The sequence below is a fragment of the Rhodococcus sp. MT28 genome (assembly GCF_058792695.1).
Map to the genome: position 1 here is coordinate 1 of NZ_JBXAFD010000034.1, position 13278 is coordinate 13278.

12 protein-coding genes and 1 pseudogene are annotated in these 13278 nt (G+C 66.9%); 12 read left to right on the forward strand and 1 reads right to left on the reverse strand.

Features of this window, described 5'->3' with window-relative positions:
* Positions 1 to 480: 480 nt before the first annotated feature.
* The gene (locus tag AC1Q6C_RS32745; protein WP_161121773.1) at positions 481 to 912 is read right to left on the reverse strand and encodes a helix-turn-helix transcriptional regulator; all 432 of its coding nucleotides are present in this window, start codon (positions 910 to 912) and stop codon (positions 481 to 483) included.
* A 291-nt stretch (positions 913 to 1203) separates the two neighbouring features.
* Between AC1Q6C_RS32745 and AC1Q6C_RS32750 the strand changes: the two genes are divergently transcribed.
* The 12 genes and pseudogenes from AC1Q6C_RS32750 to AC1Q6C_RS32805 all read left to right on the forward strand — a co-directional run.
* On the forward strand, positions 1204 to 1983 hold the full coding sequence (locus tag AC1Q6C_RS32750) for a hypothetical protein (RefSeq protein ID WP_245219887.1): 780 nt from the start codon (positions 1204 to 1206) through the stop codon (positions 1981 to 1983).
* Positions 1980 to 2372, forward strand: coding sequence for a hypothetical protein (locus AC1Q6C_RS32755; RefSeq protein WP_202427402.1), 393 nt, complete (start codon positions 1980 to 1982; stop codon positions 2370 to 2372). The genes AC1Q6C_RS32750 and AC1Q6C_RS32755 overlap by 4 nt, the downstream gene beginning before the upstream one ends.
* Before the next feature lie 350 nt (positions 2373 to 2722).
* Positions 2723 to 4210: a hypothetical protein gene (locus AC1Q6C_RS32760; RefSeq protein WP_161121762.1), complete on the forward strand. Its 1488-nt coding sequence runs from the start codon at positions 2723 to 2725 to the stop codon at positions 4208 to 4210.
* A gap of 99 nt (positions 4211 to 4309) precedes the next feature.
* Positions 4310 to 4999 (forward strand): hypothetical protein, encoded by a 690-nt coding sequence (locus tag AC1Q6C_RS32765; protein WP_245219885.1) that lies wholly within the window; start codon positions 4310 to 4312, stop codon positions 4997 to 4999.
* Between the two features lie 532 nt (positions 5000 to 5531).
* Entirely contained in the window at positions 5532 to 6320 is a 789-nt protein-coding gene (locus AC1Q6C_RS32770; RefSeq protein WP_161121763.1) for a ParA family protein, read from the forward strand.
* Entirely contained in the window at positions 6320 to 6724 is a 405-nt protein-coding gene (locus AC1Q6C_RS32775) for a ParB family protein (protein WP_245219883.1), read from the forward strand. Before AC1Q6C_RS32770 ends, AC1Q6C_RS32775 begins: the two co-directional genes overlap by 1 nt.
* A gap of 187 nt (positions 6725 to 6911) precedes the next feature.
* Entirely contained in the window at positions 6912 to 8042 is a 1131-nt protein-coding gene (locus tag AC1Q6C_RS32780; protein WP_161121764.1) for a DUF2637 domain-containing protein, read from the forward strand.
* A complete protein-coding gene (locus AC1Q6C_RS32785; RefSeq protein WP_245219881.1) occupies positions 8042 to 9706 on the forward strand; it encodes a hypothetical protein in 1665 nt (554 codons plus the stop codon). The genes AC1Q6C_RS32780 and AC1Q6C_RS32785 overlap by 1 nt, the downstream gene beginning before the upstream one ends.
* Complete coding sequence (locus AC1Q6C_RS32790; protein WP_161121765.1) at positions 9707 to 10501, forward strand: hypothetical protein; 795 nt, start codon at positions 9707 to 9709, stop codon at positions 10499 to 10501.
* A gap of 205 nt (positions 10502 to 10706) precedes the next feature.
* On the forward strand, positions 10707 to 12695 hold the full coding sequence (locus AC1Q6C_RS32795; RefSeq protein ID WP_161121766.1) for a cutinase family protein: 1989 nt from the start codon (positions 10707 to 10709) through the stop codon (positions 12693 to 12695).
* Positions 12692 to 12967 (forward strand): hypothetical protein, encoded by a 276-nt coding sequence (locus tag AC1Q6C_RS32800; protein ID WP_161121767.1) that lies wholly within the window; start codon positions 12692 to 12694, stop codon positions 12965 to 12967. Before AC1Q6C_RS32795 ends, AC1Q6C_RS32800 begins: the two co-directional genes overlap by 4 nt.
* A pseudogene (locus AC1Q6C_RS32805) lies at positions 12964 to 13278 on the forward strand (hypothetical protein); the annotation flags it as partial. The gene AC1Q6C_RS32800 and the pseudogene AC1Q6C_RS32805, both read left to right, overlap by 4 nt.

Consider the following 13278-nt stretch of genomic DNA (forward strand, 5'->3'; position numbering starts at 1 on the left):
TCCCCCTTCTTGTCGAGGCCGATCTTCGCGCGGTTCAGCGGCCTCGCCACCCGTGCCCCACCCGCGGAATGAATGAAGACGTCTTCTCCGTAGTTGGTGCCGATTCTGTCGACCGCAATCCACGTCCCCTGAATAGTCATGCGAGCCAGCGTATTGGAGCTGTTCCGCATCTATGAAGCCACATCAGGACGGGATCTGCGCAGCACAGGCGGGGCAAATCGGCCAGCCGGGTTCCGTTATGTGTCCCACGCCACAGAGCCCGCCTTGACGCTTGCCTCTGCTTGATTAGCGCGGTTATGTTCTTTCTCACTCGGGGGGGGGAGTTTTCTCTTTCCGTGTACGCGCCGGTCGGTGAGCGTCTCCTGGCTGGAAGCAGAAGGCCCACGAAAATCGTGAGGTCTGCTTCCCGCTACCCGGAATCGGAGTCAGCCCATGCGCGCCGCTCACACCATGCGCCCGTCGACCATTAATGGTCGCGCGCTACGCGGATTGACCGGCCGGCCTGTTGCGCACTCGGTCGTAGCTCGCTCGCAGTTCAGCCTCGGAAATGCCCAGCGCTTCGGAGAGTTTCGTCGCCACCCTGTCCGACAGGGGAATCTCGCCACGCTCGACGCCACCGACGATCGCGGTGGTGATGCCGGCTGCGGCTCCGAGCATCGGCTGCGTCAGGCCCCGCAGAACACGCCAGTCTCCGGGGTACCGCTCCTCCTCGGGCACCACGACGACGTCGGCAATGGTTCCGCCGAGTACCGCGACAACTCTGGCCAGCATGTCCACCTGGGGCGACGAGTCCCCCAGTTCCCAGCGCCGGACCGTCTCGCCATTCAGCCGAGCCAGGCGGGCGAGTTCACGCTGCGAGATGCGCGCCTCGCCTCGCGCCTTTGCGAGCAGGTCGGGTTGGAACCCACGCATCACTCTTCGCGTCACGGACTGAGCCTTACCAGGAAAGTTATCGGTGTCATCGCTAGACACTGTGCAATCCCCTCGCTACGATGCGCACATACCAATATTCTTATCTATAGAGCTATAGATGCGGCAGCGCAAGGGGTGTGGATCGCATGAGTTGAACGAAACGGTCCCCCAGCTGTTAGCCGCAGCCAGGGGACCGTCTGAGCCAGCCGACTGTTAGCCGCAGCCGGTCAAGCCATGAGACCAACGGGTTGGCCGCCCATTGGATCTCGATTGCAGATATGGAGCCTGCAAATGAACACGTTAGTTGGCGCTACTGCTGTACGCCTAGCTATGGACAGTCCCGATATTGGCCACACGAAGGTTGATGGCCATGTTCGAGTGGCAAACGGGCCTCACCGCGAGGTCTTGGCCACCCATCTTCCGAATCACGACGGCACATCCTGCGCGACCTGCGCGTTCGTCTACACCAAGAAGCAGCCGTTGTGCCCGTCCGTCGCGGACGCTCTGAGGGAGCTTTCCTCCAGCAACTCCCGGTCTCGAGCGCAGAACCCGCACCTGGCCAGCTACACCACGTCGGATCTGCGCGCCTTGGCTCGCCAGCACGCAGGCGAGGGACGGTGCCAGCGGTGCGGCTTCGTCTACTCCGGCCGGGTCCAGTCCTGCCCGACGAGCCGCCGCGTCATGGCCGAACTCGAGGTCCGAGGCCGAGCGCATGTGACCCAGCCGCGCGCCGGCCAGGGCCTGTGCGCGGGAAAGGGCGAGGGATGGACCATCCAGGGCAGTGCGCCTACGCCGTGGAAGCGAGCGATCGCCGCGTGCTCGCTTTGCCCGCTGCTTGCTCAGTGCAGCGCAGATCTCGACGCCCGGCTCGTGGCGGGGGAAAAGATCTCGGCGCAGATCCAGGCCGGTCGACTCTTCACCACAGAAGGCGAGGAGATCGCCCACAAGAACATCGACGCCTTCGCCAACTACCGCGGCAAGGCGAAGAAGAAGCAGCAGCAGCGGCAGCGTCCGGCTCCGGTCCCCGCGATCGGCAGCCAGCTCGCTCTCTTTCCGGGCGTGGCCGCATGACACAGCGATCGGGCTACGACCTCCTCCACGCCATCGCGCGTGGTGTTGTCGAACCGCCTGCCAGCGACGCTTTTCCCGCAGTGGACAGGTGGCGTTGGTTCGCTGATCTCTACGCGGACCCGGCGTGTGGCCTGGTCTCGGTCATTCCCTCGTTCCCGCAGATCGCGGCTGGTCAGGTAGCTGCGGCGTGCCGTGCGACGGCCGCTCGAACAGCCACGCCAGAGCAGCGGGGAGCCGTCAAGGTTCTCGCCCACACCGGCCTGGAGACGGCGCAGACCCGCGCTCTCGCGCTCGTCTGGAGCGCCATCACGGCCTCGGTCGAGCAGATCGACCAGGTCGCCACCTTCGCGCAGTCGATCGTCCTGCCAAAAGGCCGAGTGCGCGCATGACCCACTTCGCCCAGGTCCAGCTCGCGTGCGTGCCTCCGAGATCGGTGGCCGTGACCGTGGTGAGATATGGGGTGCTGAAGTGGGCCAAATTGACGGGAGAGACGCGTGTGACTGAGTAACCGGACCGAGTTACCTCAGCAGCTAGACACCAATTCCATAGTGCAGTGATTTAGCCCAAAAAAGAGCAAGCCCCCAGGTGGGGGTGGGTTTTCATCAGAAGGCCCATCGGAAGGATCAAGAAGATCCTTCCCGGCTGAGGGAGATCGTCTGGCAGGACGATCGCGCTCTGGGTGAGTTCAGGAAGTTGGAGCTTCCGCGACTCGATTACTGCTTCCCCGAAGGGACTTACCGTGACAGGTACGTCTCAGGGTAGCGCACACCCTGAAAACAGCTCAACTGTCCAGATTTCCGCGACCTCCGGCGTGTCGTCCGAGGTCAGCGGCACCGACTCTGCCCTCCCCCAGCCGTTCACGGACGACGAGTGGGAGGCGCTCGTCGCGGCTGCCGTCGCGGCCGTCGCCGAGCGCGAGGCGGCACAAGCACATCTCGACCCGGCCGAGATCGAAGCCGAAGCCACGATCGCCGAACTGCTGGAAGCCCAGCCCGCCGGCGCGCGCGGGTTCTCGTTGCCGATCGCTCCCGGCGCCTCGACGCGTGTCCTGACGTGGCACAGCCGCAGCTACTGGCTGACGCTGGTCGAGTGGGTCGTCACCCGCACCGAGCGCGGCCAGGCGGCCCTCAAGCGCCACGGCATCGCCGCAGAGACGTTCGTCCGTGGCTGCGTCGCGCACGCCCAGTTCGCCGAGTCGGCCACCGGCCGGCGTGTATCCGCATGCCTGGACACCCTCGTCAGCCGGTCCGGACTGTCCGTGGACCAGATCAAGCGGTGCCGCCGGGTGCTCAAGATGCTCGAGCTGGGCGTCGAGCAGGCCCGAGGAAAGAAGCTCAACGGACTCGAGCGGGAGGCCGCGGCCCGTCACCACGAGCAGATCCACGGGCAGGCCCCTCTCCGGCCCCAGCGCGGCGCTGCGAGCGTCTGGGCTCTGTCTGCACCCCAGTGGGCCGTCGACGCTATGCCGATGCCGGAGAAGAAGGTCCGGCCGAATCGGCGCCCGCGACGTCGACCGGCACGCGCTATCCGGAACACCGCCCCCGCAACTCGTCGGGACTCGTCGCCTTCCCGCAGCTCCAAGGGTTCCGCACCCCAATCCCCTAGTGGTTTTCTTGGTTCTTCTTGTTCCGTTAGGAACAACTCCCTGACGCACGCGCGAGCGCGCACGGGCGAGGAAATCTCCACAACCACCACCCCGGTGCGATCCCTGGCACTTCAGCGAGCGGCTGCCGAGCTGGTCGAGCGCATCCCCGCACTACGTGGCACCGTCGGCATCGACGACCTGACCGGTCAGCGACGCGGACACATCGGCTCGATCTGCGACCTGCTGGTCGAGGCTGGGATCGACACCGATCGGTGGATGGGCCGCGACATCGCCCAGGCCCTCACCCTCGACGGCACCACCCGAGGCTGGACCTGGCCTACGAGTGAGTCGATGACCTCGCCGCTGCGACTGGTGGCCTTCCGGATCCGACAGCTCGACTGGTCCGGGCTGTCCCCCACCGAACGCCAGATCCGCGACCGCCAGCGAGCCTCCGAGTCTCCCTCTGAGACCGCCTACAGGCTTGTCAGGGCCCGCCGCTCCGTCGTCGAGGCGACCAACGAGGTCCAGGCTCCTCCCGCCTCCACAGCGCACCGCCAGGCCATCCGTGCGCAGTACGCAGCGGATCAGGCTGCCCGGAAAGAAGCCGCGGCCCTGAAGATCGCCGCGGCTCAGCGTGGATGATCACCTGACGGGGACGTGTCGTAATGCCTGGTCATACTGCATTCCTGAGATAGTGACACCAGCCGACGACGGCAAACCAGGGCTCCGAACGAGTGCGCCATGAACGCGGGCCGCTGGCCCGTGGGGGCAGGGACGAGCGAGAAGGACGGAGCGTTGCACGTGAGGACCCGCAAGTCACCGAACACACGCCCCCGCGTCCTCGTGAGCCTGGCGCAGGACGAGCCCAAGGTGTCCCGGAACGCCGACTCGATTCGGGACCGGCTGAAGAACGGCGCGAAGTTGGTGGTCGTCAACACCGGGGCGGAGACCATCGACCTCACCGACAAGGACCTCGTCGGTTCCGGCCAGGACTGGACATTGCGGATCACGGGCACATCGAGCGTCCGAATCCACCTGACCACTCCCCTGCCGGCTAACGCTCAGATCGTCGCCACCGACACCTCGTTCGTCGAGGCCACCGGCCACGTGACCGTGCACGCCTACACCCGGGCCACGGTGCACGCCTTCGACCAGTGCACCGTGCACGCCCGGAATCACGCCGTTGTCAGTGTCTGTGACTGGGCCTCCGCCCTGGCCGTGGACGACGCGGTGATCTCCGCCTACGACACCGCTCGCGTCAACGCGAGCGGCCGCGCCCAAGTCACCGCTGGTGACTCCACGTCCGTCCATCTCTCGGAGTCGGCGCGGGCCTCGGTGTGCCGCGGGGTCCGGGTCACCGGCCCGGCGCGAGCAAATCTGCACGCTTCGCGATCTGCGGGTCGTTCGCAGCAGGCCGCTCACGGTCGGTAGACGCAACGCGCCAGAGGGCCGTTGCGGTCGCGGTCGCCGCGTTGCGCAACCGGATCGGACGTTGCATCGGGCTGTTGCGCAATCAGTTCGAGCGTTGCGCAACCGGTGCGATTGTTGCGTCGGGCTGTTGCGCACTTCTCCCCTCGCCGCGTCTGCCGGTTCAGCCGGCGCCGCTCAGCGGCCCATATGGGTTATAGGCACCGATATGGGCCGTGCGGCGAGTGCAACGCCCCTACCAGCGCCTTTGCGCCGTTGCGCAACGCAGCGCTGGCGATGCAACGCCGTCCCTGTCGTCCTTGCGGCAGATATGGCCGCCCGGGAGCAGTGCTTGCATCCCGGGATCAAAGGGCAGGTGACATGACCTAGCGATCTATGGGGGTACGCCATGTGACGCTAGCTATCCCTCCGTAAGGGCATGTTCTGTTACATGAACTTCTCTCAACTATCCATATTTCAGCTAGCGCTATCACTGGTGACGTAGTGAGATATAAGCTAATATAAGTGCCCATATGGGAAACAGAGAGGAGAGGTCATGACGATTACCGCGATCGCAAACCTCAAGGGCGGCGTCGGAAAGACGACTATCGCCAACGGTTTGGCGCATGCTGCGGCTGCCAGCGGCAAGTCCTGCCTGCTGGTCGATGCCGACATGCAGGGCAACTCGACCAAGCATCTGACGGGGTACTCGGCGACGGAGCCTGCACCGCGTTCGCTCGCCGACGTCCTCGACCGCAGCATCGACCTGCCGGCCCGGGACGCGATCGTCCGCGCGCGCCGCGAGGAGATCGACGTTCTGCCCAGCGGTTTCGGAGAGTTGCAGGCCGTCAGCGACCAGCTCGGCACCAAGGCTGGGGGAGAGATGGCGTTCGCACGCGCCCTCAAGCAGGTCACCGGCGACTACGACCACATCCTGATCGACTGCCGCCCGGCCATCGACCTTGTCTCCCGCAGCGCCCTGTACGCAGCCGACAACGTCCTGATCGTCGTGCAGCCCGAGCAGGACGCACTCGACGGCCTCGACGCGATCCGCGACGCCATCGAGGACATCGCCCAGTACATGGACAAGGTGCTCCCGATCGCCGGTGTCGTCGTCAACCGTGTCGACGGCCGCCGCGGTGATCACGCCAAGACCCTCGACTACCTGAAGGAGTACGCGTCCGAGGACGGCATCGCACTTCTCGGTGATCCCATCCCGCAGCTCGCCGACATCTCCAAGCTCACGACCGTCGGCATGGGATTCGATCAGCACCCCAAGTCGCCGGCCTGGGCCCGCAACCTCCACGCGACATTCACCGAGATCCTGGAGAAGGTGGCTCACTGATGAGTGGCATTCCCGAGCCGGCCCGGCAGGCGCCGCGTCGTCCCCGCAACACGTTCGAGCAGGCCGCGCAATCCATGAAGGCCGACGATGCAAAGCCCGCAGCGCAGCCGCAACAGCCTGTCGCAACGCCCAAGCCTGTTGCGCAACAGCCCTCGACCGTTGCGCAACAGCCCGCAATGCCCCAGCGGAAGCGGAAGGCGGCGACGACGGACATCCTGCTGTCGCTGTCCGAGGACCTGAAGGACCGCATGGTGGCCACCCTCGAGCACACCCGGCCGCGGACCGGCATCACCAGTCAGCAGCAGTTCATCCGCACCGCGATCGACCAGCTGTGCGCCCGACTGGAAGCCGACTTCAACAACGGTGAGGCGTTCCCGCCGCCTGCTCAGACCATCAACCTATAGCCCATATGGGCCATAGGGGTTATAGGTGCAGATATGGGAACTAACAGCGCTTGCAACGCCTCTACCTGCTCCGTTGCGTGATTGCGCAACACCGCACCCTCCGACGTCAGGATGCAACGAGGCCCCACCGGCGGTACCCGGCAGGGCCTCTGCGACCGGGACAACCCTGGAAGGAACACCCCGATCAATGACCGACCTTAATCTCCGCGCGGCACGCATCCAGCTCTATGGGCTCATCGCCGCCGTCGTCCTCGCGATCCTCATCGCAATCGGCATCACCACCGGTGCCTTCGTTCTGTCGTTCGCAGTCCTGCGCGACCTGGCGCACCAGGGCGGGATGCCGGTGGACCTCGCCTGGATCTTCCCGGCGATCGTCGATGGCGCAATCCTCGGCGCAACGATCGCCGCAGTGGTCCTGAGCAAGATCAACGGCAGCGCAATGGGCAAGCGGTTCTTCATCTGGCTGCTGGTCTCGGTGGTGTGCATCAGCGTTGCGGGCAACGCGTACCACGCCTACAAGGCAGCCGAGGAGGCTGCACGCAACGTGGCAGCCGGCATCGACATCGGGACCACGCCCCTCACGCCGACCGGCGCCGCGCTCATCGCCATCATCCCGCCGCTGCTGGTCCTGGCGTTCACCCACGGAATCGGCATCCTCATCAAGGCGATCGGCACGGCCTACGCCGAGTACAACGAGCTCGTGAACTCCGCCATCGCAACCGAGGATGCAACGCCGGAACCCGTTGCGCTGGTCACCGCATCAGTTGCGCCGGCCCCCACGGGCCCGGCCCCTGAGTTGTTCTCCGTCGCCGCAATGACCGGACAGGCGGAGACGGACGAACTCGCCGAGGCTGCCGTTCACCCGTCCGTCGAGACGTTCGATCTGATGCCCGCCGCTGACGACGTTGCGCACGTTGCGCAGTCCTTTGCGCCGCGTGATGCAGCTATTGCGCTGGACGTTGCGGACGTCCCGGGTGTCGTTGCGCCGCTCGACACCGGTGCGGACGTCGTTGCGCCCCAGTCCGCAACCATCGAGTCGGAGGGACCGGAACAGACCACGGACGCACTCCTGGCCTTCATCGACAACTCCGACCTCGACCAGATCGTCAAGGCGACCGCGCGCATGAAGATCACCCAGCAGCACCTGTCGTGGGCGGCGATCGCAGCGGAGACCGGGAAGGTGGCTCCCAGCACCGCGATGCGCCGCTACCGGAGTGCAGAGAAGAGGGCGCTCGCTGCCGGATTCGACATGCCTCCGCTGCCCGACCTCGAGGAGAACCAGGACCTCGACGAGATTCGAGAGCTGGTGAACAACTGATGACCACTCCCGAACCGACCACCGGCGCTGACGGATCCGCGGGGGAGCAGCGACCGTGGGAGTCGCTGCCCGTGAGTGACGATGCCGATGGCCACGCGATCATCGTCACCGCAGCTGCGACGTACAGCCCGTCCGGCGCCCGGCTGACCGGACCGGTCGACTCGATCGAGAAGCTGGACAAGCTCATTCAGTGGGCGGCGCTGACCCCGCTCGGGCTCACCGCGCAGGTGTGGTTCGTCGGCGTCGACTCCTGCGGGCTTCTCGGCTGGACGATCGACCCGGGCAGCGAGGACGATGTCGACGACCTCGAACAGCTCCGCCAGCGCGCCGCCGACGAGCTGACCGCAGCGATCACCGCGACACTGGCGCCGCTGCTCGCCGCTGGGTGGGAGCTGCGCGGAGACCCCGGTTTCGTCGTGCACCTGTCCCGTCAGATCGGCAAGGCCACCCAGATGGTCGACCTGATCCTCGAGCCCTACGTGTGGACGTACTGGAACAAGGACTTCGGTTGGGGCAACAGGATCGGCGACATGGGCATCCTTGGCAACCCGACCGCCGGCACCTACCTGCCCGACGACGACCTGCCGGCCGCCCGCGAGCTGGGCCGCCGTTTGTCCTGGTCCGCCAAGCACCTCGACACCCTGCCCGGACCGACACCCGCGCGCACCGGCGCCGCGATCCTGGACAAGATCCGCCGCGAGCGCATCAAGACCGGAAAGGGCATCGTCGTCACCACCGCGGGGCCGCTCCCGCCGATCGACGACGCGCCGCGCGGTGACCTGGAACCGGCCGCTGGCTGGTCCCGGATGCCGGATTCCGATGACCTCTTCAACTTCTCGCATCTGGTCACGATCGACCAGCGCGCCGCCTACCTGGCCTCGGCCGGGATGCTCTCGCTCGGCTACGGCAAGTCTCGGAACCTGCTCGGTGACGATGCCGCGGCCGCCGCCCGCGAGGACAAGCCGGCGTTCGGGATCTGGCGCGTGACCCTGCCCGCTGCCGGCCAGTACGCGCTCCCGGAGAAGCTGCCGCTGCCGCACCCGGCGATGCTCGAGGACCAGCCGGTGACCACCTGGATCACCACCGTCAGCCTGGAAGGGCTGTGCGCGCCGATCGTCGACGGCGGCATGGGCCTGGACGTCGACGACCTCGCCGTGACCGAGGCGTGGGTCTACGAGGAGCAGGGGCGGGCCCTGGACAAGTGGGCCAAGGTCCTGCGCGACGCCCGCGCCGTGGCGGTCGAGTCCGGTGATGTGGCCATGAAGCGGTTCCTCGGGGCCTGCTACAAGGGCTACGTCGGGCGAATGGTCAACCCCGACATGTGGACTGCCACCCGGATGCAGCACCACCACCAGCCGCTGTGGCGCGCGGCGATCATGGCGCACTGCCGGTGGCGTGGCCGCCGGGTCGCGATGCGCATCGCCAGCGAGACCGGCCGCTGGCCGATCCGCACCATGACAGACTCGTGGGTCTACCTGCTCAGCGACGGTGAGAACATCGCCGACGACAGCGACGCCCTGGGCAAGATGACCCTGGAGAAGCACGTCGAACTGACCACCGAGGGGATCCTGTCGTTCCTGCTCGCCGAGACCCCCCACGAGATCCGGCTCGCGATCGCCGCGGCCTACGACACCGACACCGACACCGACGAGGAGGGGGAGTAGATGGCACTGCACCTGCCCAAGCCGCGGTCGAAGTCGATGCCGCAGAAGACGACCGGGCTCGACGGCATGAAGGTCAAGGTCGCTTCCGCCGCGGCCGCCGGCGTGGCGAAGTCCCAGGAGACCAGTAGCGGTCTGTCCGGTCTGACCTCGAAGGTGTCGGTCAAGCAGTTGCGTGGCGAGATCGGCAACGACGGATTGCGACAGGCCGCGATCGACGCCGGGAAGACGCCGCCGTCCGACCGGACGCTGCGCCGCTGGGCGCAGCAGGGCCGCATCCCCAGCCCCGAGATCACCGAGCTGGCGCAGCGCCGCGCCGCGATCGAACGACTCGGCGGCGTCAACGCGGTCGCGAAAAAGATCGGCCGCAGCCCGTCGTCGGTGCGGCGGTACCAGTCGGGCGAGACCAACGAGTTGCGCAACGACGCGAAGTCCAAGCTCAAGGCCGCGAAGGCGAAGGACACCATGCAGAAGGCCGGGGTGCTCAAGCCCGACGGGACATCGAAGATCGCCACCATCCAGGTCACCGGCCGCGTGCACGTCCGCAACGGCGACGAAACCGGGTACGACTTCCGCACCCGCACACTGGACTTCGCGAACTCCGACACCCCGTTCAGCGCCGAGGAGTCCCAGGCTCTGGCCGCCGCCCTGGCCGACGACGACCAAGCCCGCGTCGTGGCGATCCTCGAACGCCACGCCACGATGGACTACCCCGAGAACAAGGGGTTCGACCACTACGGCAACCAGTTCGGATTCCACTTCGACGCCATCGACAAGCTCGACGTCACCTGGCACTAATCACCCCACGAGGGCCGCTCGACCCCGCACGACCGGGGGCGGGCGGCCCTCGTCGTGTCCATCGCGACAACCCGATTCCGGAATCCTGTTTCCGCTGGTCAGTGCCTGTCGACCGGCCCGAAATCAGGGGGACACCCCGTTGAGGCACAACACCGAAATAGGTGACGGTTAGACGCCTGTGTCCCTTCCGGTAATCGAGGTGCCAATGCCAGTCAGACGATCGAGAACCTGCCGCCCGGTCGCGCTGCTCGCTGCCGCGGCCGTCACTGGTAGCGCGTCTCTGCTCACCGCACCCGCGATCGCCAACTCCGCCCCGACGAGCTGCGCCGCGACGTTCAACCTGTTCATCCCGGGCACCTGGGAGACCAGCGAGAACGCCGACTCCAGCGTGCCGGTCGGCATGCTCAAGCCCGTCGCGGACGCCCTGAAGGCCGAGCATGGCCGCCAGGCCGAGGTCTACACGCTGCCGTACATGGCTCGGGCGTTCGACAACGGACACACCTACGCAGACAGCAAGGCCGACGCCGTCACCAAGGCAGAGACGGTGCTCGAGAAGGTCGGGGACTCGTGCCCCAGAACGAAGTTCACCATCATCGGCTACTCGCAGGGCGCCGACGCCGCTGGTGACGTGGCCGCGAACATCGGCAACGACAAGGGCCCCGTCGATGCGAGTCGAGTGCTCGCCGTCGGTCTCCTCGCCGACCCGGGCACCGGCACGAAGGGCTCGGCGGTCGTCGGCCCCCGAACCTCCGGTCAGGGCATCGCGGACCCGCGGCCGCAGGGGATGGGGACACTGTCGGGCCGCGTGGCCACGATCTGCGACCCGGGCGACCTGTACTGCTCGATCGAGAAGGGCGCGAGCCCGCTGCTCGGCTCCCTCGGTTCGATCCTGAGCAAGAGCCCCAGCGGGGCAACCACGGACGCAACGACAGGCGGAAACAGTCAGCTCGCCGACGCGCTGACATCGAACTTTGCCGACGCCGATCTGCCCGCACTGGGGTCGAACGTCGCCGCCCTCGGTCAACAGCTCGCGCAGCCGTCCGTCGACATCAAGCAAATCGCCTCCACCGCGACGTCGATCGCGCAGACCCTCGCACCGCTCGCGGATCTGATCGACTCCGGTGCCGCGAACCCGGCCGCGAACGGCCAGCTCGCCGCCGCTCCCGCCGGAACCGCCGAGCATGCCGCCTCCGAAGTCCTCACCAACGCAGGGCAGTCCGACCTCACCAGCGCGCTGGACACCGCCACGAAGCTCGCGGGTACAGCGAACAAGCTGACCGGCGGTGACGCACTCGAGCTGCCGGCAACCTCGGCGGAGGTGCAGACGCTGTCGAAGGCCGCCGACCTCCTGGGCGGCCAGGTCGCCCCGATCGCATCGACCCCCGCCGATGCCCTCACCTCGGCCACCAGCGTGCTGTCGGTGCTCAAGCCGACCGTGGTGGTCAACCAGGTCCTCAACGTGGCCACGGGTGTGACCTCGCTCGACATGCCGGGGATCCTCAACAACCTGGCACTGTTGCCGCAGAAGGTCGCGGCGCTCGACGCGCGCGGTGCACACGAGATCGCCGGCCAGCTCAACAACCAGTTCGCCCCGTTGGTGAAGATGGCCGCGGCCGTGGACCTGAAGTGGGCTTCGCAGGTGCTCGCGGTCATCCCCGATCCCTCTGGCGGAACCCAGATTGCCGCTCTCGTGGCGTCGATCCTGGCGAACGTCGATGTCATCCGGCTCGCCAACATCGTCGGCCAGATCCAGGAAATCGCCTGGGCCGCCGTCGAGAAGCTGCTGCCTCCTCCCGGACAGCTTCCCGATCCGCTCGGCGCGGGCGCGGCCATGACCGGCCTCGTCCCGGTCGGTCTCGATCTCGCGTCCGTGGCGATGAACATGCTCTCCGGCAAAGCCACCAAGTCCTCGCCCGAGCTGCTCGGCAAGCAGACGAACGCCATCTCGACCAGCATCACGACCCAGGCCGAGAACCTGGACCTGCCGAAGCTGTCGAACTCGCTGACCAAGCTGTCCCAGTCCCAAGGCGCCGAAGACCTCGTCTCGCTGGTCGGTGAAGGGCTCTCCGCCGCCAACTTCTTCACCTCCGGCGCCCACACCAACTACAACGCCCTCGTCGTCGACAACGCCGGCCGCAGCGCCATTCAGTGGCTCTCGGACTGGCTGAACCTCCAGATCGGACGCGCTGCATGAGCCCGAAAGCCCACAACCCCGCCGCCCGTTGGACCTGGTGCGACAGGTGCAGACACCGCGGCTACCACTCCCGCAGCGACGCCAAGACCGTCCGCAAACGTCACCCCGGCGAGAAGGGCATGTCCGTCTACCCCTGCCCTCACGCCAAGGGCCTGTTCCACCTCGGCCACCGCCCGGACGCGCTGAGCAGCGGTGCGATCGACCGAAACCTGCTGCGCAACCAAGCCGTGCAGTCTTTGCCGGCCGTTGCAGCAGGGGAGGGGCTGCGATGATCACGCCCATTCGAGGCGTCCTCGCCGCCGCCGCCGCGGTCCTGGTGCCGCTCGGTGCCTTCGCGGTCACCGAAGCTGATTCCTTCCGCACCGCTGCCGCGTCTCCGGTGACCACACCGGCATCACTCGACCCGGCGGTGCCCGTCCTGGAGATCGACGAGCTGATCGCGGAGCTGACCGTCGTCGACAAGCTCCCGAAGGTGCCCGGCTACGAACGGGACTGCACCAAGGGCAAGGCCCCGTTGACTGAACTAAATGCCGAATGGTGCAGGTCTGAAGGGGTGGGGTCGATGTGGGTCGGTAGCTTGCGG

What these genes read in the sequence shown, in the direction of transcription:
- AC1Q6C_RS32745 (WP_161121773.1), bottom strand. Translation starts at nt 912, where the DNA reads ATGCGTGGGTTCCAACCCGACCTGCTCGCAAAGGCGCGAGGCGAGGCG.
- AC1Q6C_RS32785 (WP_245219881.1), top strand. Translation starts at nt 8,042, where the DNA reads ATGACCACTCCCGAACCGACCACCGGCGCTGACGGATCCGCGGGGGAG.
- AC1Q6C_RS32765 (WP_245219885.1), top strand. Translation starts at nt 4,310, where the DNA reads ATGAACGCGGGCCGCTGGCCCGTGGGGGCAGGGACGAGCGAGAAGGAC.
- AC1Q6C_RS32755 (WP_202427402.1), top strand. Translation starts at nt 1,980, where the DNA reads ATGACACAGCGATCGGGCTACGACCTCCTCCACGCCATCGCGCGTGGT.
- AC1Q6C_RS32775 (WP_245219883.1), top strand. Translation starts at nt 6,320, where the DNA reads ATGAGTGGCATTCCCGAGCCGGCCCGGCAGGCGCCGCGTCGTCCCCGC.
- AC1Q6C_RS32790 (WP_161121765.1), top strand. Translation starts at nt 9,707, where the DNA reads ATGGCACTGCACCTGCCCAAGCCGCGGTCGAAGTCGATGCCGCAGAAG.
- AC1Q6C_RS32750 (WP_245219887.1), top strand. Translation starts at nt 1,204, where the DNA reads ATGAACACGTTAGTTGGCGCTACTGCTGTACGCCTAGCTATGGACAGT.
- AC1Q6C_RS32800 (WP_161121767.1), top strand. Translation starts at nt 12,692, where the DNA reads ATGAGCCCGAAAGCCCACAACCCCGCCGCCCGTTGGACCTGGTGCGAC.
- AC1Q6C_RS32795 (WP_161121766.1), top strand. Translation starts at nt 10,707, where the DNA reads ATGCCAGTCAGACGATCGAGAACCTGCCGCCCGGTCGCGCTGCTCGCT.
- AC1Q6C_RS32780 (WP_161121764.1), top strand. Translation starts at nt 6,912, where the DNA reads ATGACCGACCTTAATCTCCGCGCGGCACGCATCCAGCTCTATGGGCTC.
- AC1Q6C_RS32770 (WP_161121763.1), top strand. Translation starts at nt 5,532, where the DNA reads ATGACGATTACCGCGATCGCAAACCTCAAGGGCGGCGTCGGAAAGACG.